This window comes from Segetibacter sp. 3557_3 (assembly GCF_004354985.1).
In the GTDB taxonomy this organism is placed as follows: Bacteria; Bacteroidota; Bacteroidia; order Chitinophagales; family Chitinophagaceae; genus Segetibacter.
In genome coordinates this window covers 298,046-324,258 of record NZ_SMSK01000001.1, presented here as the reverse complement: position 1 = coordinate 324,258, position 26,213 = coordinate 298,046, and the positions used below count along the sequence as shown (strand labels likewise).

16 protein-coding genes and 1 tRNA gene are annotated in these 26,213 nt (G+C 43.1%); 11 read left to right on the top strand and 6 right to left on the bottom strand.

Annotation, left to right across the window (positions count from 1 at the left end; genetic code table 11):
- Window positions 1–116 precede the first annotated feature (116 nt).
- Entirely contained in the window at window positions 117–833 is a 717-nt protein-coding gene (locus EXU57_RS01130; protein ID WP_133266324.1) for a hypothetical protein, read from the top strand.
- A 29-nt stretch (window positions 834–862) separates the two neighbouring features.
- Entirely contained in the window at window positions 863–1,390 is a 528-nt protein-coding gene (locus EXU57_RS01125; RefSeq protein WP_133266323.1) for a hypothetical protein, read from the top strand.
- A 406-nt stretch (window positions 1,391–1,796) separates the two neighbouring features.
- Here EXU57_RS01125 and EXU57_RS01120 read toward each other — a convergent pair whose 3' ends face one another.
- From EXU57_RS01120 to EXU57_RS01105, 4 genes are all read right to left on the bottom strand, one after another.
- On the bottom strand, window positions 1,797–2,840 hold the full coding sequence (locus tag EXU57_RS01120) for a WD40/YVTN/BNR-like repeat-containing protein (protein WP_133266322.1): 1,044 nt from the start codon (window positions 2,838–2,840) through the stop codon (window positions 1,797–1,799).
- Window positions 2,841–3,813: 973 nt separating this feature from the next.
- Window positions 3,814–4,602: a DUF3823 domain-containing protein gene (locus tag EXU57_RS01115; RefSeq protein ID WP_133266321.1), complete on the bottom strand. Its 789-nt coding sequence runs from the start codon at window positions 4,600–4,602 to the stop codon at window positions 3,814–3,816.
- A gap of 25 nt (window positions 4,603–4,627) precedes the next feature.
- Window positions 4,628–6,541 (bottom strand): RagB/SusD family nutrient uptake outer membrane protein, encoded by a 1,914-nt coding sequence (locus tag EXU57_RS01110; RefSeq protein ID WP_165957990.1) that lies wholly within the window; start codon window positions 6,539–6,541, stop codon window positions 4,628–4,630.
- A 12-nt stretch (window positions 6,542–6,553) separates the two neighbouring features.
- Window positions 6,554–9,802 carry a SusC/RagA family TonB-linked outer membrane protein gene (locus EXU57_RS01105; protein WP_133266319.1) on the bottom strand — a complete coding sequence of 1,083 codons (3,249 nt, stop codon included), beginning with the start codon at window positions 9,800–9,802 and terminating at the stop codon, window positions 6,554–6,556.
- 1,704 nt (window positions 9,803–11,506) lie between these two features.
- Here EXU57_RS01105 and EXU57_RS01095 point away from each other — a divergent pair.
- From EXU57_RS01095 to EXU57_RS01055, 9 genes are all read left to right on the top strand, one after another.
- A complete protein-coding gene (locus tag EXU57_RS01095; RefSeq protein WP_133266318.1) occupies window positions 11,507–11,836 on the top strand; it encodes an ArsR/SmtB family transcription factor in 330 nt (109 codons plus the stop codon).
- Window positions 11,837–11,893: 57 nt separating this feature from the next.
- Entirely contained in the window at window positions 11,894–12,742 is an 849-nt protein-coding gene (locus EXU57_RS01090; RefSeq protein WP_133266317.1) for an arsenite methyltransferase, read from the top strand.
- Between the two features lie 22 nt (window positions 12,743–12,764).
- Window positions 12,765–13,847, top strand: a complete 1,083-nt coding sequence (gene arsB, locus EXU57_RS01085; protein WP_133266316.1) for an ACR3 family arsenite efflux transporter — start codon at window positions 12,765–12,767, stop codon at window positions 13,845–13,847.
- 11 nt (window positions 13,848–13,858) lie between these two features.
- Window positions 13,859–14,632 carry a metallophosphoesterase family protein gene (locus tag EXU57_RS01080; protein ID WP_133266315.1) on the top strand — a complete coding sequence of 258 codons (774 nt, stop codon included), beginning with the start codon at window positions 13,859–13,861 and terminating at the stop codon, window positions 14,630–14,632.
- A 244-nt stretch (window positions 14,633–14,876) separates the two neighbouring features.
- On the top strand, window positions 14,877–15,095 hold the full coding sequence (locus EXU57_RS25795; RefSeq protein WP_207955387.1) for a DoxX family membrane protein: 219 nt from the start codon (window positions 14,877–14,879) through the stop codon (window positions 15,093–15,095).
- A gap of 131 nt (window positions 15,096–15,226) precedes the next feature.
- Window positions 15,227–16,357: a chromate efflux transporter gene (chrA, locus tag EXU57_RS01070; protein ID WP_133266314.1), complete on the top strand. Its 1,131-nt coding sequence runs from the start codon at window positions 15,227–15,229 to the stop codon at window positions 16,355–16,357.
- An 823-nt stretch (window positions 16,358–17,180) separates the two neighbouring features.
- Entirely contained in the window at window positions 17,181–18,251 is a 1,071-nt protein-coding gene (locus tag EXU57_RS01065; RefSeq protein WP_133266313.1) for a serine hydrolase domain-containing protein, read from the top strand.
- Window positions 18,252–18,813: 562 nt separating this feature from the next.
- Window positions 18,814–22,995 (top strand): Calx-beta domain-containing protein, encoded by a 4,182-nt coding sequence (locus EXU57_RS01060; RefSeq protein ID WP_133266312.1) that lies wholly within the window; start codon window positions 18,814–18,816, stop codon window positions 22,993–22,995.
- A gap of 274 nt (window positions 22,996–23,269) precedes the next feature.
- The gene (locus tag EXU57_RS01055; RefSeq protein ID WP_133266311.1) at window positions 23,270–23,530 is read left to right on the top strand and encodes a hypothetical protein; all 261 of its coding nucleotides are present in this window, start codon (window positions 23,270–23,272) and stop codon (window positions 23,528–23,530) included.
- Between the two features lie 313 nt (window positions 23,531–23,843).
- Here the strand turns inward: EXU57_RS01055 and EXU57_RS01050 are convergent.
- Window positions 23,844–23,927: transfer RNA gene (locus EXU57_RS01050), tRNA-Leu, on the bottom strand.
- A 268-nt stretch (window positions 23,928–24,195) separates the two neighbouring features.
- Entirely contained in the window at window positions 24,196–25,905 is a 1,710-nt protein-coding gene (locus EXU57_RS01045) for a serine protease (protein ID WP_133266310.1), read from the bottom strand.
- Window positions 25,906–26,213 lie beyond the last annotated feature (308 nt).

The window sequence follows — 26,213 nt, the reverse complement described above, 5'->3', positions numbered from 1 at the left end:
ATACAATTGTAAGAGAACTGAAGCTCGGACGAGAACATGAAAACTATCTTAGCCCCTAACAATTTGCGAGGAACAAAAACGTTCTATACGGAAATTATACCCATTCAAATTATCCTATGTTGAAACAATTTTTCCTGGCGCTGCTAATTGTTGCTTTACTACCATCTTGTACTAAAGAAGACGTCACTGTCTCTACCACTCCGGAATTTTTTAGGGATAAAATAGTATTACACGATCCGCAAGCTAGTGCAGACTCGGTGGTATTAACATGGAGTAAATTAGATACTGCTGCTTTCCGGCAATATGTAGTATGGAGAAAAGAAGATCCAACGGATGCAGGAGCCCAGATAGGTGCCATCTATGATAGGACTATCAATAAATTTACGGATAAGAATGTTCCTTATACCCCTTATGTTGAATATGAGATTAGGGGAGTCCTGCTTTCGGGTGCTGTCATTTCCAGTAATAAGGTGATCTACACACGTTCTGAGATTAAGCTAATAAATTCAACCCCGTTCGATGTGATTTTCAGCCCTCAGGACCGCCTGCTTTATTTGTTCGATAAGAACGGCGACATCACCCAATACAGTCTACAGTCGAGCCAGATAGTCAAAAAAATAAGTACAGGAGCTGTAATAGGATACTCTGATCTGGGCACATACAATAATAAGAAAGAGTTATATGTACCACGCAACGATGGCTGGATATTTGTTTATGATGCAATAACATTAGATAAAATTGACCAGATAAATGTGGGCCTAAACTCAACGTGCGTGGTTTTCAATAATAATACATTATTGTGTCCACCGCTGCCTGGACTAATCGGCCTTTAAAAGTATACAATCGATCAACCAAAACATTGGTGTCAGAAACGGGAGATTTTGATTTAACAAGGTTTAAGAAAATACCTGGTTCTAACACAGAATTACTCGAGATTACAATTAACATAGGCCCGGTTGACCAGGATTATTATTCCTTCGGACCAACCGGCAATTTTATTACTCGTCTCAACGATAAGTATCATGGAGACTATCCGCTTGATCATAGAATTTTTGAAATTTTCCCCTCAGGAAATAAATATATTACACACTCTTCTGGTGCCATATACAACAAGACCATGACGTTTGAAGCGACTTTGCCAAGAGGAAACCTTGAATTTACAACCTTCGATTTTGATGTAGCTAATAGTCACATTTATGCGGGAACAAAAACAAAAACAGTAGAAGTTTACACCATGGATAGTTATACCAAGGTAAGATCAATACCCACTAAGGCTTATCCAATTAAGATATTCAAAGATAACGCTGGTGTCATTTGCGTTAGTTCTACAATCGCGCCCAGTAATTTTTCCAACACACCTTTCAAAGTTATAATTGAAGAGATTAAGTAGGTTGTTTATTAGTGTTGGAGAGCAGCTGCCATAGTGAACACAACTACTTTAAGCAATCAGCGTAATTATTAAGTCTGCCTTTTCGAGTCATCATTTTTTATGTTTCTTAAGTCTGTATTATGCTAGCAATTTCTAGGCAAATGCATGAGGGAAGACTCAAAAATCAACTTAAGTATTACAATCGGCAAGAAGATCGCTGTACATGTTGGGCTGATGAAACTAATTATGCTACCATCTTTGCTGGTGCAAAAATTGAGTAAGCAATCCTTGAACAAAGGACTCAAATAGCTCTATTATCAAATCGGCTTAAAACACCAACAAATCATAGTCATTCAAAACCATATAGGCCAGTTGAGGGCTTGAGGAAACTTTCACCCACGGAATGAAATTTGTTAACCTGAATTTTTTAACATCCACCCTTGCTGGGTATGGCATAGATCACGTTACCTAAAACAAATAAATTGAAACTTTTATCTTCTACAGAGGGAAGTAACAATTTCCATGTTTGTCCCTCGTCTGATGACCTGAAAATGCCGTCAGGATGAGTACAAAGGAAGTTTCCACCCACCTGGATAATTGAAGTCAAGAACGCTTGCACACGAGGGCGATCATCCCAGGTCCTCCATATCAAGTCAATAAAAACTTTGTTCTGAAAGCCGGCATCAACTGGCTGCCAGGTTTTACCGCTGTCGTAAGATGTCCTTAAGCTTCTGGTATTCGTCTCTGAACTAGCAGTTATAGCGGCGAACCCACCCTTTATGTGTTTTACATCGAAAGCCACACCGTCTTTGCTGTTCACCACCGTCCAGGTTTCGCCATCATCGGTGGATCTTATTATCCTTCTCATACTGGTGGCTAAGAGTACGCCATCTGACTCTGCCAAATGCCCTACCAAGCCTCCGGCATGGACATGTTTCCAGGTTTTTCCAAGGTTGACAGATTTAAAAAGGCCTTTGGCGGTGCCAAGGAAAATTGCACCTTTGGTGGTCTCAAAAACGCTGCGTATTCGTGGCTCGTAATGATTTTCAAATAATGGCGACCATACACTCGTTCCATTTCTTGTTTTCAAATTTACACCCCAGAAATTAAAGGTAATTGTTCGGGGCTTACCAGCGGCAACGCTGCTAGGTTCGTCAGGGAAAATCTCTTTGGTCCAAAAAGGAGCTGAGGCATTTGGTTTACTGTTATAGCGTCCGTTTCCAACCTTCAAAAACAGTCCTTTATCATTTGCATAGAAGCTATTTCCCTGAATACTATCTTCCCGCAAATTTTTAGGCAGCCCTTCGCTGATGTCCTGCCAGCTTTGTCCGCCATCTGTAGACTTGAAAACAACTTTTGCAGTTCCGGCCGTCTCTGTTTTTGGGTCTGGATGGCTATCACTGAGAAGAGAAGACGAGGAAACACCGAAAAGGAGCAAAAGAGCTAAGAACCCGTACATAATTTCTTTCATATCACTGGAGGTTTAAAGAATATAGATCTTCGTCTAAGACATTTCTTGTAATCTTGATAAACTTTTAAGTTGGTGCAACAAAATACTCTGGTAGTGATCAGAAACAGGAACCTGGATTGTAAATTTTAGTGTAAATTTTGTAAATCCCGTTTTTGCATTACGCATTTTAGAAGGACCAACAGCACGGCAAAGAAGACATGGAACTTCGTTTCTTAAAGAACAAACTTTGACGTCGAGTTAATCGAGAGGAAAGCTGACTGCGTAGACCACACAGTTGTTTATGTGTCAACTCATAAGAAGGTAGCCTGGGAAGTCGTTAGACAATGATTTTTGATCCTTCGTAAGAATACTCCAGAAACACCTGACAATACGTGCGCTTACACTTGCAAATCATAGCCGGCGTGGAAGATATTTTGATTAACCCTAGATCAAGATAATCCAAAAAAAAAGAAAAGGTATTTATTTGTGCAGAGGTCGCTTGGGGAAGGTTTCGTCTAAGTCCAGAGATGAGCGAATTGACCTCGTTTGCTTTGGCGACAGACCATAACAGTTTGCGCTTTGGCGAAAATAGCATTGCTGCCGCCTAGGTGCCTGTTCCCTGCAGTCCGGTTTTCCTTAACATACTTTTCATAGTAGTCGAGGAACAACAAGCCTTTCTATATCAAACGAAAACCTGGGCCGAAGAAAAAAGATAAGGAGTAATAATCAATTCTTGTATTAGCTTCGGAATGCTTGTTACAAAATTATTAGAATGGCCTTTCGAATTTCAATAAGGGTTGAAGTCAACACCCGGGCTGGAATAATTTACATTCCCAATAAAGGTTGTGGCAAAATGTGTGTAAGAACCTGAACAAGATTAAAAACCGTTAGCTGTAACTATGACGTTCAACAACAATTAGAAAACCCTAAGCTAAAACTTCGGTGAATTTACAGCTGCGTAGAATTCCAAAACGGAAGACAATAAATTTGCTTTTTACTTCAGTAACACTGCTTGTTGGTATAACGCATCAGCTATTGTTGAAGTCTTGACGGCTACATTTGCCCATAGTAAGCCTGTAGTAGCTTTCATCGCATTCCTTTCAGCGGCAGACATTCCGGAGCCTTTTAAATCAACTTTTATCGTGCAATTACCATTCACGTTCACGCCTTGAGCTGGAGTAGTAAAAGTACGTTCAAAGATTTTACCGCTTATATCCGCTAGTCTTGTCGTGTTGAAATATACTTTAACATTCTCCAGGGGTGTTACTACATCTACCCCCTGGCTATTTTTAATGGTGGGTACGATCCTGTCGAGTTTGAACGTTGCTGTAAAAACCGAATCAACATAAGTAGTCTGGTAATTACTCACCCAAAAGTATGGCGTTACTGCGAAGTCTATTTTAATGTTACCTTTTAACGTAAACTGGACAGGCGTAACATCTAAAAAAGGGTTTTTCTTAGCCACACCGGTAGATATTATGTAATCACCGTCAAAAGTGTTAATCGAGTAGGTGCCATCGTTTTTGGCAAAAACTTTAATAAACCCTCCGCTCAACGGCTGAGGTGCAGTTTGCACCAACTGAAATATATGCTGCGTGTTATTAGTTGAGTTAAGATCATTCGAAGTAGGTATCATATAAACTGGCTGGCCGTTGTATGTAATAGCACCAGACACTACTGACGGTGGGTATGCTTCTTTATTGTCCTTCTTGCACGATTGCACAAGAAAGCCTGCTGCAGCTAGCAGCATTATCAAAAGTGAAATTCTATTTTTCGTTTTCATATTTTTCTACAATTGATGATAACGGTTATTGGTAAGGGTTTCTTACCCAATTCGGGTTATTAGGATTTATCCATCCCAAATCTATACTTGCATAATAACTTTCGGCACGAAAATCAAATGGAGTGGTTACACGCCTGTAGGCTCTCCTTCTATCAAATACCCATTTCCCGTTATTAGGATCCCCTGGTACTTTGACCTGGAAAGCATATAATGCAAACGCCTGAGCGTTGGGATCATCTTGTACACCGTTCCAGAAAACATGTGCTAATCTCCATCTTTTTAAATCCCAAACCCGGTGGTCTTCAAATGCGAACTCAACAAAGTTCTCGTTTACGATCTTATCAAACGTAAAGGCAGCAAGGGAAAGCGGTTGTATACGGCCGTGGTCTACCCTAATTTTGTTTATGTACGGTAAACCCACTGGTGCCTGGTTTAATTCCAAAGCAGCTTCGGCAGCTATCAGGTAGGCTTCTGACAAGCGGAAACGCGGAAACCATACTTCGCTAAAGTTTGGCAATACCCCGGCACCCGCGGTTTCGTCGAGCCATTTGCGTACGCCAAAACCTGTTTTGTTTACAAAATTACTGCTTACATCTGCCGGTCCGTTTGGACCGGTAGATGCATTTGGAGCGGATCTTAAAGGTGGAGTTGTAGCATAGGTATACGGCAAAGTAGTTTTTGTTAAATCACCGGCCTTTAATGATACGGGGGTGCCGCGGTATAACGCATTAGGCCATATAACTGTTCCCCATAACCGGGCATCCTTTGCCTTAAACGGCGCTTCAACATCATCATAAAAAACGTAAGCAGAGGTAGGACCGCCAACTCTATCCTTGATCTTAGGATCTGACCCATCCCTGTTTTCAAACCTTTCAACCGTGTTAAGTGTTGCACCCAGGCTATTACCTTTAGACCCATCTGAGTGGCTTAGGGGGGCCACATCACTGGTATATTCTGTTCTTACATTAGGAGATTTTCTGTCAGTTGCCCATATTACTTCGGTATTGTTTGCTTTTAAGGTAGTTGCATTGTAAAACGAATATTCAGGGTTTGATGCATTTGACATTAAAGTATAAGGGCTGTTTTCTATAACGTCTTTTGCAGCGTCCAGGGCCGCAGTATAAAAACCAGCAGCCTGGCTGGCAGGAATACCTACTACATCGGTGCCTTTCGCATCTTTCATTACATTACCAGGCGCACGTAACGGTGTATATTTAGCTATCGCAGCGGCAGTTATGGCTGCACGCGATTTAAGCATCAAAGCTGCCCATTTATTGGCAATAGCTCCGTTGAGTGTGCGTGCGGTACCTAGATTAGTGTTATTATTTGAGATTGTGACGGCATGTGCAAACTTTGAAGCAGCAGAATCGCATTGATCCATTATATATTGATAACATTCAGCTTCTGAGTTGCGATGCAGTTGAAGTGGCGTGACATCCATACCTGAACTGTAGGTAAATACCTGGTCACCTACAATACTCATTCCCCCCAAAGTACGAGTCATGAAAAAATAATTCCAGGCACGTAAAAACAAAGCCTGTGCTTCAAAGTTGGCATTCTCACCTGGGGTCATTGCTTTTTTTGATACATCTGACCGTATACCTTCCAGGAACTGGTTTATTCTTCGTATAAGCGCATAATCCATCACACGGTACCTGTCTCTTCCCCAAACAAGGTTGCCGGTACTTGGAGCGCCGTTATTATTTACACCCTCGTCAGGGTCCTGCTGATAGTTGTTCCAATTATCGTTGAACGCACCATAGCCTTGCGTTTGCTGGTAAAAGCGGGCTAACACCGATGTTATTAGGTTTTTATCGGTATAAATGTCGTCCGTTGGTAACAGGCTATTTGGAACAACGGTCAAATCCTTTTTGCATCCTGTGAACAAAGCGTTTGTCGCAAAGATTGCAATAAGACAATATAATATTTTCTTTATCATACTCATTTGCTTTTAGAATTTCGCTTGAACACCCACGGTTAAAATCCTGGGGTTAGGATATCCCTGACCGCCACCGGATGTAATTTCAGGATCAAGCTTTGCAGGCATGTTCGAAAAAGTGATCACATTCTGTCCGGATACGTATACCTTAAAATTTGAGATACCTAATGGTTTCATTACTGAGAATGGGAGGGTATAGCCGATATCTATGTTCCGTAATTTAACATAGGTCACACTGGTTTGCCACCCCGTGCTTGTATAACTTGTATTGGGGGGAGGGGTTTGTTGCAAGAGCATCGGATATTTACCGACAATTATCGGACTGTTCCTATCCCAGATGTCACTATAATAACTTGAGTTATCCATCAGATATTGCGATGTATTTTGGTTAGGGAACCACTCACGCATAAAGTTTGGCGCAGTATTGTTACTGACAGCGTCCTGTTGAAACGTGAACATTGAACCACCCGCAAAATCCATCCTGATATCAAACCCTTTGTAACTGGCACCCATATTGAAGCCAAAGCCTAGCATTGGGTTACCCCCATTTATACCGTAGGTGGCTATTTGCCTGTCAAGGTCATTAATAAAACCATCGTTGTTTGTATCCTGGTATATAAAATCGCCCGGGCGAAGGGTTTGATTGCCTTTACCATCCTGGTCAATGGGATGATTAGCGATTTGTGTCCAGTTTTGAAATTGCCCTGTTGTTATCAATTGGAATGTTCCGCCCGTTAAACGGCCTTCGTCATTAGCCGGATTTCGCCACCTGGAATAAAGGCTGCTAAAAAGTTGTTGATAACGGAAACCCGTTATATTTCTTCCGTAGATAAAGTTACCTCCTATCTGATAAGTAACGTTGCCGATACGATCACGCCATGAAACATTGCCATCAATACCGCGGTTTTTATCGGTGTTAAGATTTTCACTGCCAATAGTGTAACCTGCCAGGTTCGGCACAAACACATCATTCCTTGGAGCCAGAATACCCGTCCTTAAACGGTTGAAATAATCAAACGTAATGCTTAGGCGGTTTCTTAACAAGGTAAAGTCAATACCTACGTTGGTCGATTTAGAGCGGCCCCAGGTTACATAATCAGAATTAAGACCTCTTGCCTGTGATCCAATTATAGTGTTACCGTTTAAAACCGCCACAGCAGTATTGTTATTGCCAGGGTTATAATCATAACCTGTTAAGAAGTTACCATCATTTTCGAAGCCTAAAATACCATACGAGGCCCTAACTTTAAAATCATTGATCTTCGTTAAGAACGAACTTTTCTTCCAGAAATCTTCCTGAGAAATACGATAAGCCACCGACCCTCCGGGGAAGAACCCGTATCGCTTGCTGGGTTTAAATAAAGGCGAACCATCATAAGTTCCGAAAAACTCAGCAATGTATTTTCCACCGTAGTCATAATTAAGTCGTACTATATATCCATGCCTTGGTGTATATACACTGATGTCATCATTAACGTTAGTCACAAACGTTAAGATATTGGGTACAAAAGCTATGTTGTTAGCAGGAGGCGCACCGTTAACCCTTATCTGTGGTGAATAATTTAACCTGGTCTCCATACCGCCATTTGCCTGCATGTTATGCTTGCCAAAAGATCTTTTATACTCTAATTGGAAGTTGGTTGAAGTATTGTCAGTATTGGTAAAAACATGATCCACATTCCGGTTTTCGGTAGAAAAAGCAACATTATAAGAATTGGTTGCTGCGTTAAAGCTATATAGTGTGGGTGATTTACGGCGCGAGTCAAGTTGATTCGATAAAAACGAATAGCTGCCAAGCATACGTGCCTTAAGTCCTCTTAAGATGTCTATTTCCAGATTAGCATTTATCTGTACACTTCTTCTTGTGGTCGATTCAACTCCGGAAAATTCCGGACTTACTAAACCATAGCTATAGGTGAAGTCACCGGCCGCTGAATTTTGCGGGTATAATGGGTTATCATTGGCAAAGGGGCGATGTGTTGGCAAGTTACGGTATGAGGTTTCGCCTGCAAAGTCATAATCATCGCCGGGAATATTTGTATTGGATAATCTTGACCAGTATCCGTTCAATTGAACACCGAATTTAACACGCTTGCTTACTGTAGCGTTAACATTAGCCTGCACATTGTGGCGGGTAAGACCATCGCCAAAGTTGCGTAGCATCGGTTTCTGCGATATGGTAGTTCCGGCTATATAATAGTCTGCATTATCCGATCCACCGCTAATAGAAACCTTGTGCGACGATTGCGGTGCATCTATGTATATATATTTATACCAGTCAAATCCCTCGTAACCCGGCACTGCACCTCCCTTACCGCCAGCCATCCACTTATCGTATTCTTCGCGTGTTATCGTTCTATTAGCTGTGCTTGTAATACCGTTTCCGTATGTTTCGGTTTGTACTATGCCTCTGATATAACTTTTTATATCGGCTGGCTTATTGAAGTTAACGATCTGTTGTACACCATAATAGCTATCATAGCCCAGAGTAGGCTTTTGATTTCTTTTACCCTTTTTTGTGGTTACAACGATTACACCGTTTTCTGCCTGCATGCCGTAAATAGCAGCGGAGCCGTCTTTTAGAACGTTTAATGATTCAATATCATTAAAGTCCAGGTTATTAAAAGCATCCAGGTTCCGTCGTACACCATCAATTACATATAGTGGGTTACCGCCAAAGTTACGGATGCGAATATCCGGCGCCGACCCCGGCCGGCCTTGAGCTTGCCTGAAGTTTACACCTGCTACCTTACCTACTAACGCGCCGGAGGCTGATGTGGCACGTGAGCGCGACAACTCCTCGCCACTAACCGTTGCCTGAGCCCCGGCAACTGTCTTCTTTTTCGTAGTTAAGCCAAAACCTTGTACAACAACCTCCTCTAAGTTGGTTGTTACTCTGGATAGCTTTATATCAAGCACCGTTTTGCCTTCTAATGGAACTTCCTGTTCTGTGTAGCCCACAAATGTCACTATCAAAACGGAATTGGCGTTTGGCACCTCTATAGAAAAATGACCTGCACGGTCAACAGGTACGCCAGTATTTCTGCCTTGTACTCTTACTGTAGCGCCAATCAAAGTTTCACCAGTTGAAACGTCTGTTACTAACCCTGATACCCTTAGCGATCTCGGAGCACTTTGGGAATAGGCCCAATTACTGCTAGACAAAATGATCGCTATAAAAAGAGAGACTGCAATTTTTGCCGATAAGATTTCCCAAGCGGATTTGACCAATAAGAAATACTTGTTTGTAAAAAGAGTCATGATTGACGGGTTGTAGGATGATAGATTATGATCGCGCAAGGGCAATCCTCAGAATCGAGCGGCTGCTCAGTTCAAGGGAAGTTTGGCATGCAATGTTAGTTTGTGTTAATTGTTTGGTAATATAATGGAAAATTTGAACCAAAAAAATATAAGTTGAGGTATAGGGTCTACAGATTTCGGCTTCACATGTCGCCAGAAGCATGGCTTGGGCGTCAAGCACTTCGCTGGAAATTGTCCATTGAAGCTTAACATGCATTGCAGCCTCATTTATTTGGGTGCGTCCGTCAAACGAAGTCGCGTGTGCCGGTACAAAAAAGGTTTTCGTCCATAACCCAGCTTGTATAACAATGGTCGATATGGATTTAATATCGTTTACTTAAAACCTTTTTTTGGCGACCTGCTGGAGGAATGCTATTCACCATCGTTGTGTCACTCACTTTTACCGCATCACTTTATTCACCATATTTCTGGTAACAAGCTTAAGTAAACGACATGGACAATGATTGATGATCCGGATTGTCTCCAATTATCATCGCCTTGTCTGCTACTCGGACGCCAGGACGTACACGCAGGTGCCGGATGATTACATTGTATTCAATAACAAACACGCATCAAACGATCAGGTACGGCAATCATTCAAGTCGCGAAATAAAACTGCAATTGACCTGGCCTTTTTACACCGTCCAAATCAATCATCAGCAGATCTGATTAACACCTCAGCAAAAAAAAAAAATTAGTACTGTCCTCAGGCAGAATGAGTCAGGATTAATCTACGGCTTGACCCATGTGGACCATAAAACAAGGTGCGTGTTTAACGTCAGTGACCTTGGCAAGCAATACACAGCTAAACGCATTGGTGAACGTCTCTAACTCGCAATGGAACCGATGGCTCAAGAGCATCAATATGCTAAACAATCACAACAAATGAGTCTGGTCCAGAGACACGAAGACGAAGAGGCTCCTGCTTTTGGTAAACAGGGCATTTTACAAAGCTTGTAACGCCGAAACAGTCGGCTGAACATATCCCCAATCGGCGAAAAAAGGCGGCAAAAAGAAAACGAAAAACAGATATCAAAAAACCTTTAACCTACAAACAAGCGGTGTGGTATAGAAATAACCAACGATCACGGACTAAGAAAAATCCAGGACATGACAAGGCTAATCAGCCTGACTATGCTAGGACTAAACTTTACTATTGACTCTACCAGGCTTTTAAAGTCTGGAGACTAACGGGATCAATATTTGACCGCGATCTCACCGTTCTTCTCCACTCGGCAACGACTGAAAACGTTTAATGAGCAAAGCTGATTTTAATTGGCTTTCTGATCATTTCCATAGGTCGGAGAAAGAAGCCAGAAGAATTCACAGTTCAAATACAAAACCGGAATGACTCACCTTTTGATCGGACTCGGGCTTTAATACTAAAGGGCGGCAGTTGCTGCTTTTACATGAGTACGACCGAGATCGGGGATACCGTAGTGCTTAGTGGAGTATTGGGCTTTCCCAGGTCGTAGATGAAAAGATCATCAACAACGTCATTTTTAAACCTTGAAAGTGACAGCGCCTCATAATTGATCGGGTAAATCAACGAATGACATGTCTGAATAAAGATCAACACATGTAAAGAGCTTTTAGGCACCCAAACGCTCTTGGATTATCTTAAAATTAGTTTTTGGTTTCTAAAACTAATCGTAATATTGCGATATGGGAGCTACGAAATCAGATGAGTTTAGTGTAAAGGAGAACAAAGTTGCCAACATCGCAAAGGCTCTGGGGCATCCTGCAAGAGTTGCTATTTTAACCCTATTGGCAAAACGGTCGGCCTGCGTTTGCGGAGACATAGTAGAAGAATTGCCGCTTTCTCAAAGTACCGTATCACAGCACCTCAAAGAACTAAAGGAAGCCGGATTGATCCAAGGGGAAATAGATGGTGCCAAAGTTTGTTACTGTATAGACCCTAAAGCATGGCAGGCGGCGCAGGCTGTAATAAATGAAATGTTCGACAGCTACAAAGCTGGCAGCAATTGCTGCTAAGCTTTTTTTTGCAAATGATCATCGTAATATTTCGATAAACATCTAAAAATTTAAACTATGGAGACTCAACAACAAGTTAAGGACCTGGTGAGGCAGAAGTATTCAGAGATTGCCTTGCAGGATAAGGAAACCAACCAAAGTTCATGCTGTGGATCCGGTTGCTGCTCGACGGAAGTATACAACATCATGGCTGACGACTATAATGAGCTGGAGGGCTACAATCCGGATGCAGATCTCGGCTTAGGCTGCGGCTTGCCGACACAATTTGCCAAGATCAAAGAAGGGGATGTAGTAATAGACTTAGGGAGCGGTGCAGGTAATGATGCCTTCGTTGCCAGGCACGAGACTGGGGAGACAGGAAAAGTAATAGGGATAGACTTCACACCCGCTATGATTGAACGAGCCAGGATAAATAATGAAGTGAGAGGCTTTAACAATGTTGAGTTCAGGCAGGGAGACATAGAAAAGATGCCTGTAACAGCAAATACCGCGGATGTAATCGTAAGTAACTGTGTTCTGAACTTGGTTCCCAACAAAAACGAGGTTTTTAAAGAGATCTACCGGGTATTGAAGCCAGGGGGACACTTTAGTATTTCAGATATCGTGTTGGAAGGCGAACTACCAGCCGAAATCAAAGAAGCTGCGGAAATGTATGCAGGCTGTGTCGCTGGTGCTATCCAAAAAGGCGCTTATTTGGAACTAATAGAGAGCAATGGCTTCACTAACCTTACCATTCAGAAAGACAAGGCCATTGTCATCCCTGATGATATCCTAAGCAATTATTTATCCGCTGAACAAAACGCAGACTTTAAGCAGTCAGGAACCGGGATCCGAAGCATAACAGTTTATGCTGAGAAGCCCGTTGCCGAGCAGGCAGCTTGTTGTGCTCCGGGATGTTGCAATTAATCCAATACTAAATCTGCTCAAAATGTCTGCAAACAACTGTGCTCCGGCCAGTGAACGGAAGAAACTTAGTTTCCTGGATAGATACTTAACGCTTTGGATTTTTATTGCAATGGCGCTGGGTGTTGCTCTTGGCTATCTGTTCCCTTCCTCCTCTACCTTCATCAATTCGTTTTCTACAGGCACCACCAATATTCCTCTGGCAATCGGGTTGATTTTGATGATGTATCCCCCTTTTGCAAAGGTGAAGTACGACAAACTAAAAGAGGTTTTCAAGAACACTAAGGTTTTAGGCGTCTCGCTGCTGCTTAATTGGATAATCGGGCCTATTCTTATGTTTATCCTGGCCATGGTCTTTTTACATGGCTATCCTGAGTATATGGTGGGCCTGATCCTGATCGGGCTTGCACGATGCATCGCTATGGTAATCGTCTGGAATGAACTAGCCGAAGGTAGCAGAGAATATGCCGCGGGACTTGTTGCCTTAAACAGCATCTTTCAGGTGCTTCTCTACAGCATTTACGCTTATGTTTTTATTACTGTACTACCTCCGCTCTTCGGCGGGACGGGATCGGAAGTAAATATCACAATCGGCCAGATTGCTGAGAGTGTTGCGATCTATCTAGGTATTCCATTTGCCGCTGGTGTTATAAGCCGCTATGCCCTTATTAGCCTTAAGAGCATTGAATGGTATGAAACGAAGTTTATCCCGTTCATCTCGCCAATTACCTTAATAGCACTGCTTTTTACCATTGTTATCATGTTCAGTCTTAAAGGCGAACTGATTGTACGTATCCCGCTTGACGTAGTTCGAATTGCCATTCCTTTGGTCATATACTTCGCTGTAATGTTCCTGGTCAGTTTTTTTATCGGCAAAAAGATGGGAGCAGATTATTCAACAAATGCGTCGATCGCCTTTACTGCAGCTGGAAATAACTTTGAACTAGCCATTGCTGTTGCGATAGGGGTATTTGGAATCAACAGCGGGCAGGCTTTTGCAGGAGTCATAGGTCCGCTGGTAGAAGTGCCTGCATTGATTGCCCTGGTCAATGTTGCATTCTGGTTAAGAAATAAGTATTACTCCAAACCTCAACTTCAAAACGCATAAATCTCTTCTACATGAGAATTGCATTGTTCAGTGATATACACGCGAACCTTCCTGCATTGGAAGCTTGCTTTAAGAGCATAGAAGCGCAGATGCCTGATGCCATTTACTGCCTTGGGGATTTAGTTGGCTACAATATCTGGCCCAATGAAGTAATCAACGAAATCAGGAAAAGAGGTATTCCAACCATTGCAGGAAATTATGATCAGGGTATCGGCCTGATGAGTGACGAATGTGGCTGCGCCTATAAAACAGAACCTGAAAAGGACATGGGTAAGATTTCGATATCCTACACAAACTCGCTGGTGAAACCTGATGAGAGAAGATATCTAAGGACCTTACCTGCTCACATCAAAGTAGAATTTCAGTTAAATGAAGACAACCTAAACCTGTTATTGGTACATGGTAGTCCCCGAAAAATAAACGAGTACCTTTTTGAAGATAGAGACGAGAAAAGCTTGCTGAGAATTATGGAGCAGGCTGACGCTGATATCATGTGCTTTGGACATACCCACAAACCCTATCACCGGATCCTTTCAGCTGATCCTGGGGGAACTCCCCGTCATCGGCATGCCATTAATATTGGCTCTGTAGGCAAGCCCAAGGATAACTATCCAAAGGGCTGCTATGTCATTCTAACGATAAATCCTGAGAGCTCAATATCAAACAAGGCGGCCATTCAGGTCGACTTTGTAAGGTTTGAATATGATGTAGAAAAGGCAGCTAAGGCCGTTGAGGAAAGTCCCTTACCTAATGAATACGCCGAAATGCTTAGAAAAGGATGTTGATGACTCACTAAAAGCAAAGATCAAAAACTAAAGAGATCTAAACTATGAATGATCTGCACCTGAACGCGTAGTAAAAAGCAACCGACTGCTACACTTCTGATAACTTAGGCTGTATCGAAACACAGGTAAAATGTGCTTGGGTTTCGGCTCTCACCCATCAGTACACGAAAAATAACATGTTTCCAAAAATCAGAACAGACAATCAGAAAACCACCGTACTGATACGACTAACGGTAGGAGCTTTATCTCTAACAGATGGTATACAAAAGTTTTTGTTTGCAAAAAATTAGTATCGGGACGGTTTGCCAAAGTTGGGTTACCAAATCCGGACTTTTTTTGTCCTCTTGTCGCGACCTTGGAAATTACTTGCGGAATACTTCTTCTTTTGGGACTACTAACCTGGCTTGCTGCTATTCCTCTTTTCCTTTATCATGCTGGTAGCCATCCCTACGACAAAAGCTGAAGTTTTAGCCAATGAAGGTTTATGGTCAATGATGCATGGCAGCCGAACAGACTGCGCAATGCTGTTAGGTAGCATTTTCTTAATCACCAAAGGTGGTGGCCGATGGTCGGTCGACAGTAAATTACAACGCAATGGGACAGGATAACACCAGGCTTGGCGATATAGCCCGATTATTTCTAAAGTTAGGTGTAATCGGGTTTGGCGGCCCTGCCGTACACATCGCTATGATGGAAGAAGAAGTTGTTAGAAAAAGAGGCTGGATGAGCCATCAGCATTTCTTGGATTTAGTTGGAGCTACCAGTTTAATCCCTGGTCCAAATTCTACGGAAATGACCATGCACATCGGCCATGAAAGAGGAGGTTGGAAGGGACTAGTGGTGGCTGGTAGTTGTTTTATCATTCCGGCGGTGGTTATTACGGCTTTGTTTGCATGGGCATATCAATTGTATGGCCAGTTGCCACAAGTGCAACCTTTTATTTATGGCATCAAGCCTGCGATAATTGCTGTTATCGTAGTAACTATGATCAATCTCGGAAAGAAGGCATTGAAAAACGTGCAATTAGCCATTTTAGGTGCTTTGTCCGCAATAGCTGTCTTAGCTGGCCTGAACGAAATTTTCGTTCTGTTTGGTGCGGGCCTGGTTGGGATCTTGCTCTATTTCATTCAGAGCGGTAGAAACACAGCCTGGAGCATCTTTCCGTTCACCTTGTTTCAGATTGGCTACTCACATCCTAATGTTACGTCACTGAAATTGTTTCTGATTTTTTTAAAGGTCGGTGCTATCCTTTACGGAAGCGGCTATGTTTTGTTTGCTTTTTTAGATGCGGAGCTGGTAGCCAGCGGCCTTCTCACAAAACAGCAGCTCATTGACGCGATAGCTGTAGGACAATTCACCCCTGGGCCGGTTTTTTCCTCAGCCACCTTTATCGGCTGGCAGATTGGTGGTTTCGGTGGTGCCCTTGCCGCAACAATAGGTATATTCTTGCCTTCTTTTCTTTTTGTTGCCCTTTTTAACCCTTTATTACTAAAGCTTCGACACTCTAAGATCTTCAGCGCTTTTTTAGATACAGTGAATGTAGCGTCCATTGCTATCATTTTTGCCATTTTAGTAGAAATGAGCAGGGAGACATTGCTGGACTGGAGAACCATTACTATCGTGGTACTCAGCTTTGCCGTAACTTATTACTTTAAAAAGATGAATACGGCATTCATTGTTATAGGTGGAGCCTTGTTGGGCTATCTCTTAATTTTAATTCCATAAATAATAGTTCAAACAAAAAACAAACAAGAAATGACCGTGCAAGTACAAAGTCACACAAAGAAAGTTCTAACACCTGATAACAGCCTAATAGCCATCCTTGTCCTTGCAATACTTAGCACCATCACGGCTTTTAGTAGAAAAACACAGGGACCGGTTCCGGAATTTTTTGCTGGTAAGCTTGTCTGCCGGTATCCGAACGCTACCACCGGCGATCTCGTCCCTGCAAAAGCGTGCTGAGAAGATGCAGGAACTGACTGCTCAGCGTCGCCCGGAGCAAGGCTGGATACTTTCAGGATGCACTAAGTACACACCCATTAATGTAAAGCTTATAAGATTAAGGGATGGTCTTCTGGACCTGGTTTAAGTATTTTTTAAACTCTTTTCTTTTTAATTGCTCGACGAAGTGAGCAATCGTTTTTTGGGTTCGCCCACTCTTCTATCTTGTTCTAAGGAACCTGTGAAGTGTTTTCATCGTGGGTTAGTAATCGAGCTGTGCTTAGGTGTATGAACCTGCCGAGCTTTTGATGGTTGTTCAAACTTGACTAACAAACTTATTCGTCTGCGATAATTTCGGGATGAAAATTTAAACAAGAGCGAACCAACCAGCAAATTTTAACTGCTAGGCTTAAGATGCATCAAACACTGATATCAGGTAAAAATTCCTACTAAAACAATTTTAATTTTTACAAATAAGTTTGTACCCACGCTGATTACCCGCCAACTTTTTAGGGTTGCGTCTCATATTCACTGTTCTGGTCCACTAAGCGTAAATATCGCTTTGACACATTAAACGTTTTATTACCCCCATCGTCATAGTTAACTTATGAGATGCTTTTTATCAATAATTTTTGCGACCATTCTAACTACGAGTTGTAAGAAACAGAACAACACACTTTCTTATTCCAGCATGTACTTTCCCCCGCTATCAAGTAGCTGGGAGATGATTACACCATCTTCGCAAGGATGGAATGAGATAGAACTTAATAACCTTTATACTTTCCTGGATCAGAAAGGCACAAAAGGATTTATTGTGCTTAAGAACGGACGCATAGTAGTGGAACGATACTTTGGATCGTTCAATGCAGATAGTAACTGGTATTGGGCATCGGCTGGAAAGACACTTACATCATATCTGGTAGGGATCGCGCAACAAGAAGGTAAACTAAGGCTGAGCGATAAGACCTCTAAATATCTCGGTGTGGGATGGACGTCACTACAAGCTGAAAAAGAAAACCTCATCACCATTCGTCATCAACTTACTATGACCACCGGTTTTGATGATGGATTAGGAAATCCCGATTGCACTTTACCCTCCTGCCTGCAGTATAAAGCTGATGCATCAACACGTTGGGCGTATCACAATGCACCATACACCTTGCTGGAAAAAGTGGTAGAAGCTGCCACTCATACTACTTACAACAACTATTTTCAGCAAAAAATCAGGAATCCTATCGGTATGAATGGGCTTTGGGTAAGGCAGGGCTACAACAACGTATATTTCAGCACACCCCGTAGTATGGCTCGCTTTGGGTTACTGTTACTAAACAAAGGTATGTGGGATGGAAAACCTATTTTAACCGATTCAGCTTATATATCCGCCCAGGTAAATAGTTCTCAAGACATTAACCCCAGTTATGGTTATTTAACCTGGCTTAATGGAAAAAGCAGCTACATGCTGCCCCAAACACAATTTAAATTTAACGGTTCACTAATCTCCAATGCGCCGGCAGACACTTACGCTGCCTTGGGGAAGAATGATCAGAAGTTATATGTCGTTCCCTCACAGAATCTCGTAGTGATCCGAATGGGTGAAGATGCCGGCAATGTTCAACCTGCAGCGTCTGGCTTTGATAATGATCTTTGGGGTAAACTTAAGTTGGTGATGAAGTTATAAACTTCAGATTTACACTTAAATATATCGACCTGTGGATAAGGTGCGTTTTAAACTATAGCTGCAAGAAAACGTTTCCCTTCTTACGCCATTATAAATAGCACCCTTCGAGTTTCGGCCTTTGTGTCCAACTTGGATTAATTTGTTAAGCTCCTAAATAATCTGAACTTAAGGAGTAAATCTATAGACCTTTGTTCCGGCTGTTGTAGACAGACGCAATGGACCTCAAGGCTTTTTACATTCCGTAACGAGGCGAAAGGATGATCCTCGTCTACTGTTTTGAGATAATATAGTATTTAATGTTTGTTACCGTTGAAGCTATCTGTGTTGCAAAGCAGCGAAATAAAGATTATATTCATCATCTGACTGAGCGATGAAACTCCCCACTGTCGCTTACCCTAACTCGGCAATACATCTTGTAATTTCTTGAACAAGCTCAAGGATAAGATCATGTATTAATTGGATGATGGTAAACTCAGGTTTAACGCCAATATCGTTTCTTTTACCTCCATGTTCGATTGACAAACCACGCGTGTTGTAATTTATCCTTTTTAAGAACATTGCTATGCCCCATCTTTTACCCCTTCGTTATTTTCTTGTGTTATTGACGCTTATGTTGCAGGGATTAACTGCGATTTGCCAGAAAATGCAAGCCACGATAAAGCCCGGATCAACCCCAACAAGTGTTGATATTTATACAAGGTCTACAGTGTCTTTTTCAAGGTATGATGACCAGGTTACGATAACCCTGGCGATACCGGCAAGTGTTGTACCCGTTCCGGGGGAGTCGAAATCACCAACCATTCTTAACCAGGCCGGCCTGGTTCCCGGATTAAATGGAGTACGCCCTAATATCCTGTATACAGGTATTACGGCTGAAAATGTTGAGGTAGTTACCAGCATGGAAACCATTAATAATCTTCCTTACTCTGTATACACCATTGTATTCGGATACACAACGCCTATTTTTCATACGTATGTTGCAGGCGTAGAACAGAAGGTGCTGACCGTTCAATTTGAAGGTTGCACATCCAATTGCAGTCTTCTTGCTACAGATATATTAATGGTAAGTCTACCTAACGGCGGAAAAAACGCCATCAGCTATTTCTATTATCAATCCAATACCATTGCCGATATTACAGATGTTACAGAAATGTTCTACCAAAATCCGCAGTCGAGAAAACCCATCAACGGCGGAAGCTACGAACACCTTTCTACCATCGGCGTTGCGGGCCCGATAGAAATAGGCGATTTGAAGCAAGCAGAAGGAGATTCAGGTACCACCCTTTTCAATTTTAATGTTAACCTGCGGCAGCCGGCGCCTCCGGGAGGCATTACTTTTCACCTGAACACTTCCGAGGGTACGGCTACCCCAGGTGTTGATTATACGCCCGTGAACAGATCTTTTGCTATTCCCTCAGGCAGTAGTTCGATTGTTGTGCCCGTCAATATCTCCGGCGACAGAACAACAGAACCCCACGAGACGTTCAACGTAAATATCACCCAGGCCAACATCGACAATTTTGCACCCAGAACTGCTGTTGGAACGATTATTAGTGATGACGGGGTGCTTCCGCCTAACCTTACCATTGACGACGTGCAGCAAACTGAGGGACACAACAGCGGTATTATGGGTTTTAAGGTAGCTTTATCACATCCGGCACCAGCAGGCGGCGTCAGATTTTCAGTTGCACTTAAGCCTGGTATTGCTCAGGTTTCCATCGATTATGGACCGATAATCAGCAGTACTTTGTATGAGATCCCGGAAGGAGGCTTATCAACAGTGATTCCTGTTCAGATCCTGGGTGATCGCGCTGCCGAAGCAGATGAAGACTTCCAAATGATTATTACCAGCGCTTACAACGCTATAATTGTTGACTCTATTGGTACGGGTACAATTTTAAACGATGACACGCTCTTGTTACCAGCCTTGTCAGTAGCAAACATTTCAAAAGCTGAAGGGAACGGTGGCACTACGAAGTTTGAATTCAAGGTAAGCCTATCCTCTCCAGCGCCAACCGAGGGTGTTACTTTCAGATTTGTTACGATCGGTGGCACAGCATCACCAGCAAGTGACTTCGTGTCTTTAACGTCCGTTGGTCGAATTCAACATGATAGTACTTCAACAACGGTTATCGTAAATGTTCTTGGTGACTTTGCGAAGGAAGCAGACGAAACTTTTAACGTAAGCATTACCGACGCGACAAATGCAGATATCACAGTTGGTACTGCGACTGCAACAATCACTAATGATGATGTACTTGAACTCCGTGAGATAACGATGCCCCCCTCACCGGTAATGCAAAACGAAGGTAACAGCGGGACAACAACATTCAACATTCAAGTTGACCTGTCAGCACCTGCACCAGCAGGTGGAGTAACCTTTAGGGTCAGAACCCTCGATGGCTCTGCACGTTCCTTAAACGACTACGTTCCTTTAGATACAAATTGGCATATTTCTGCGGGAAACATTTCGACAACCATACCGATTAAAATACTCGCGGATCTTATTCGTGAAGACAATGAATATTTTTACATGAACCTTTTGAGTATCACTAATGCTTACCTGTTGACTGCTACCCTGGAGGTCCGTATACTAAATGATGACTCACCGCCCGGCTTTAGTAATCCTGCGGATCACTTCCGCTCACGACAACCTGGAGGATTTACATCATATAGTACCTGGGAGTCCTCACCCGACTCATTCAAAACAATCATTGTATCTCCGGCTACGACTCGCCCGGACTACAGGGCAAACACAATCACCATTAGGCATGATCTTAGGTTGAACACGGATATCATGCTTGATCAAACTACAATCACGCCCGGGGGCAGCATCTCAATCAATAATAACTTCACCCTCGAGGTTGTAGATGGTGAAGGGCCCGATATGATCGTCAATGGTAAGATCACGATCAACCCGGGAGGAAAAATGATTATCAAGTCATCAGCTACCGGAACTGCTTCCGTTGGAAAATCATCAGGTAGCGTTATGGGCGAAGTAACCGTAGAACGGTATATTCCGGATAATGGTCACCGGGCGTGGAGGTTGTTAAGTGTGCCGGTTAATGGAACACGGAGCATTATGGAAACATGGCAAGAAAGTGGACAGGCGCTTCCATACTACGGAACGCTTCTTTTTTCAAATTTCTACCATGGTGCTACTGGCTTCGATGGGTTTTCAGACTCATCAACAATTTTTACGTATAAGCAGGGCGGAATTGCCGGTCCGCAATGGCTGCCCTTACCTTCTACTACGCTCCCGCTTTCGAGCCACAATGCTTACCGGGTTTTTGTACATGGCGACAAGTCAGCCTTGCCATCAAACAACCTGCGTAAACCCACTACCCTACGCAGCACCGGTGATTTAAACATGGGAATACAGCCACCCATAGTGGTACCTGCTACAGGCCCGGGATATACCCTGGTGGGAAACCCTTATGCATCCCCGGTAAGTTTCGAGAACATTGCCTCTACTGCAAACCTAAACCCCTTGTATTACGCCTGGGACGCAAACCTTGGTGGTACAACAGGTGTTGGCGGGTACCGGCTTGTCGAACGGCTCAGCCCTGGTGTGTATCGTCAAACCCCACAACTTGCCGGAGCGGCCTCCGACAATAGCAACCTGCAGTTCATCCATTCCGGGCAGGCAATTATGCTCAAGGCAAGTGGTGCAGATGCAGTCGTAAAATTTATTGAAGACTTTAAGTCAGACCAGCTGCCGCCATTCAATCCATTCCGAACCGTAGCCTTACAGCCCGAGCTTTCGATAAATCTTTTGTCGGTGCCTGCCGGTGAAGCTCCTGAATTAGTTGACGGTGTAAGGGTGAACTTTGATAATGCATATTCGGACAAGGTGACTCCAGAAGATATTATAAAGCTGCACAACTTTTCAGAAAACCTTGCGGTGCGCGCCGGCAACACCATGCTGATCGTAGACAAGCGACCTGAAGTGATGATTGCAGACACGGTCTTTTTACAACTCACCAATACCCGGATCGGAAGCTACCGTTTCGAAATCAGCGGTAAAAACATGTTGTCGGGATATGCTGCTTATTTGCATGACTCTTACCTGAACAGTCAAACCCCGCTCGACCTTACGACTTCAACTTATGTAGATTATACCGTTAGCGCTGATGTTCGTTCTTCAGCTGCCGACCGCTTCAAAGTCGTGGTGAAAACATTGAATACGCTTCCTGTTACCCTTACTTCATTTAAAGCTTTTCAGCAGGCTGATGGAATTGCCGTTGAGTGGAAGGTGCAAAATGAAAGTAGTATCAAGCACTATGAACTGGAGAAGTCTTATGAGGGCCGAACTTTCAAAAGTACTATTACAAAACCGGCAACAGGTAACAACATGAGTAAAGTTGATTATGCCTGGTTTGATAGGGATGCAAAACAAGGTAACAACTTCTACCGGCTGCGCAGCATCGGAGTAAATGGACAGATACAGTTGAGCCACGTGGTAAATGTATTTATTACCAATAAAAAAGCTGGTTTCCTGGTTTATCCAAACCCGATAACTAGCGGAATTATCAACCTGCAGTTTGTCAACCAACCAACAGGGATATACACGGTTCGCTTGTCGAATGCCATTGGTCAGCTGATATCGGCTAAGTCGATCAACCACACCGCGGGAAGCAGTACCGAGAGCCTGCAACTGGATTACAATGTACTAACAGGTAACTACTTTCTCGAGGTCAATGGACCAGGTAAGATCAGGCAGTCGTTTAAGATAACGAGGTAGCTACTGACTTGGGGGCTAACGGAACTACCTATAACCTAACCACAACTGAAAGGCTTCCATTAAACGATACAGTAGAAGAACACCAGGACTTAACATTCTGGGCGGAACGGGGTATCACGATCCTTAAAATAAAACTTAGCTAGTATCGATATGAAAACATGTTTCGTTATAATCGTGGTTTTTCTGATCTGGTCACAAGATATCATGCTCAACGTTGGATGAAAATGATGAATATCCAAAAACATTATTCCTTCATGCAAGTAGTTAAGGGAATATGAGAAAGAAGGAAAGAGACAGGCGTAAAAAGCGACTGAAAACAAATGGCAGGCCAGGCAATGTAGCTGAGGACGAAACCGAAGAGATGTCCAACGTGTATAACAGGTTCAATTGGATATGGGTAAAACGGGTTGAAGCGAACGGTAAGTATTCGGATGAACCCAGGGCTATTAGCGAATGGAAGGACTTTGAAAACTCCGATTCACGTCGAAGTCAAAGAACATTAAGAGTTTTTTCGAAGCCCATGTTTACATCCTAGGGTCATTTGCTGTACCTGGGGAGGAGCATGGTATAGGGCGAATGGACTTTATCGGATTTCATCCTACAGATCCTAACGTATTTTATCCCATTGCCAATGCCGGGCAACTTGGCAAAACAAGAGATGGAAGCTAAAATTTTGCTATGACACTCGTGTTATGAGCGTACCATTCATAACGGCTGTGTGTCAAAGTGAGCGTCAATTGGGTGTCAAACTCAGTAAGAATATGCTTGAAAAAGCGGCGAAAAATGGCCCACAGCATTAAAAAACCCCTGTAAATCACTCATTTACAGGGGTTTAGAAATCTTTGTTGTGCCCAGGACTGGATTCGAACCAGCACATCCTTGCGAACGCTGCGACCTGAACACAGTGCGTCTACCAATTTCGCCACCTGGGCATTGCAACATTAAGGGGTACTTTTTGCTGTCAGGAGCGCAAATATAGATAAAACTGGAATCCGGCAATCAACTGGAGCTAAAATTTATCGACCTGCTTTGGGGTCCTTTCGGCGTAATAAACCCTAGCAGAAGAACCGATTTACGCCAAAAGAAGACGATGTCTAAAATTCACCAACGACCTCACAAACACTTGCCTGCCAATAACAATTGGAACGATGGCGCGTTGCCAGCTGCATTGCTTATAAATCTGTTGCCGGGTAGACATGCTCACCAGTCCTTTTCAGCGAATTTCCGCCTGATGGTTTGGATAGCTATTCCTTCATTAGCGTTGTAAGTGCCCGGTTTGCCGTTTAAACAGCTCATTTCTACGCTGCCGGCATGATGTAGTCCGATCAGTTCCCATTGCTGGTTGAATACAGGACTGCCGGAACTGCCACCTTCAGTAGGGGTGCGGTAATGCAACCTGGGATCTTCGCAATCCAGTAGAATGTTATCCTGAAATGATAATTGTAATGTGCCTCCATACGGATGACCAATAACATAAACTCGCTCAGCCACACCGTTACTAGCGGGTAAAGGCAGTGTTTTAGCGACTGGATAATGGTCAATACCCGAGGTGAGCTTTTGTAATCGTTGCTGGTCAAGTGGCGTAAACCTTATGATCGTGGCATCCAGCTCCCAGCTGGATGATGTAAAAAGGATCTCCCCAACCTTAAATTCTTCATCACGATCCAAAGCCTCAAAAATAATGACTGCTTCGTGCGGTCTCAAGCCTTTTTCATGGGGATCATCACTTACCACATGCGCGTTCGTTACTAACACCAACTCATCGTTCAAATTGTGATGTAGCTCCTGGCCTTTTAAAAGAAATCCTGTTCCGGCGCCCTTCGAGCTATCCCTTCCAATTCTTGCCACTGGCAGGCACCGCGATGCCCCCCGCATGTACCATTTATAAGTTTTGAAAGAGTCATCACCAAATACCTTTTCAAGCCGAAGGCCGGATTGATCCGGGGTCTTAACCGCGAGGGAATTGTAGACTTCGGTCGTGGCAATCTCACTGCTTTTTTGTTTTTGCAGCTCATCGAAACTGATCGTTAGAGTTCCGCCTTCACGTTTGAGCAATTCAGACCTGAGCAAAGGCAATATCAGGCTGCCTGCTGCTGAGTTCATATTCAGGTTCCAGACGGTTTCAAGTTGCCTAAGCGTTCCGGCAAGTTCAAAAGCATTAACGAGAGGCATTCGTGCATAAACGCTAAACCACTCAACTGCTTCTTTAGTACGGCCAAGTGCTACGCAAGCCTCTGCGGCAACTGCAAGATCCCAGGCAAGGGCTTCCTGTTTGTAAAACCTTGTTGCTATTGTGTCTAAAATCGTCTTTGCAATAGAAGTGAAATCGGGGTATGAATATGTGTCTATGCCGTTTCGTTTCGCGCTATGCAACAACGCCACTACGTTGATCCCATGCCAGGTATAAGTCTGACTTTCCGAATTGTAAACTTCCAGGTAGTGATCAATTGCACCCTTTAAATTGTAAGTCTTCTTTTCAATAGAATCATGAACCCGGTTAATATAAAGCTGCTTAAAAATGCGCCCTAACAGGCCCTTTGCTTCATTGGCCTCGCTTTTTGCATTTGCATCAACATGCGACACCTTTTCGGCATCATGAATCAACCCGCTTAATATTGCAGTTGCCGCCGTGAAGATATTTTGATCAACAAGGGATTGCCCGTAAAGCTTGCGAATTTTAAACGATTCCTTTCCTGTCTGGATAAGCGCGTCGCCCACTTTCATCATCGAAACAAACATCCGTTTGCTTCGTAGTTGCTGCATTATAGTTTCTGCATCATCTACATCGAAGGGCTCATTTGTATAAGTGAGCCAGGCGATCAGTTCTTCAACAACTGCCACTGCACCCGTTTTATCAAATGTTTTTAGCGCTTCAACCAGTTGAATTAAATACTGCTTTAAAGGTGCCATGACATGGAGATTGTTAAGCGAACGGGTTCTGGCGTTCAGATATGATTAAGCCAACCTGGGTGTTAGCTTGATTAAGTGCACATGCTGCCCTGGCCAGTTCTTTACAGGCACACTTTACGTACCGCCTGGAGTTTTCCGTTGGTTTCGCGCAATTTCACGATGGCGAAAAGTAGAATTGATGTCCTCTCAGGCTATCCGCCATCATCATACCCGCGGTTCCTGAAAGCAAGTGGAACCGGGTTAAGTAATCATCAAATTACACCATCCTTTAACCACTTACAATAGGTGAAAGCAATAAACCCCCAAAA

Coding starts and splice junctions, on each gene's coding strand:
- EXU57_RS01090 (WP_133266317.1), top strand. CDS start 11,894: ATGGAGACTCAACAACAAGTTAAGGACCTGGTGAGGCAGAAGTATTCA.
- EXU57_RS01130 (WP_133266324.1), top strand. CDS start 117: ATGTTGAAACAATTTTTCCTGGCGCTGCTAATTGTTGCTTTACTACCA.
- EXU57_RS01080 (WP_133266315.1), top strand. CDS start 13,859: ATGAGAATTGCATTGTTCAGTGATATACACGCGAACCTTCCTGCATTG.
- arsB (WP_133266316.1), top strand. CDS start 12,765: ATGTCTGCAAACAACTGTGCTCCGGCCAGTGAACGGAAGAAACTTAGT.
- EXU57_RS01115 (WP_133266321.1), bottom strand. CDS start 4,602: ATGAAAACGAAAAATAGAATTTCACTTTTGATAATGCTGCTAGCTGCA.
- EXU57_RS01095 (WP_133266318.1), top strand. CDS start 11,507: ATGGGAGCTACGAAATCAGATGAGTTTAGTGTAAAGGAGAACAAAGTT.
- chrA (WP_133266314.1), top strand. CDS start 15,227: ATGGGACAGGATAACACCAGGCTTGGCGATATAGCCCGATTATTTCTA.
- EXU57_RS01065 (WP_133266313.1), top strand. CDS start 17,181: ATGAGATGCTTTTTATCAATAATTTTTGCGACCATTCTAACTACGAGT.
- EXU57_RS01120 (WP_133266322.1), bottom strand. CDS start 2,840: ATGAAAGAAATTATGTACGGGTTCTTAGCTCTTTTGCTCCTTTTCGGT.
- EXU57_RS01060 (WP_133266312.1), top strand. CDS start 18,814: ATGCCCCATCTTTTACCCCTTCGTTATTTTCTTGTGTTATTGACGCTT.
- EXU57_RS01055 (WP_133266311.1), top strand. CDS start 23,270: ATGAGAAAGAAGGAAAGAGACAGGCGTAAAAAGCGACTGAAAACAAAT.
- EXU57_RS01045 (WP_133266310.1), bottom strand. CDS start 25,905: ATGGCACCTTTAAAGCAGTATTTAATTCAACTGGTTGAAGCGCTAAAA.
- EXU57_RS01105 (WP_133266319.1), bottom strand. CDS start 9,802: ATGACTCTTTTTACAAACAAGTATTTCTTATTGGTCAAATCCGCTTGG.
- EXU57_RS01110 (WP_165957990.1), bottom strand. CDS start 6,541: ATGATAAAGAAAATATTATATTGTCTTATTGCAATCTTTGCGACAAAC.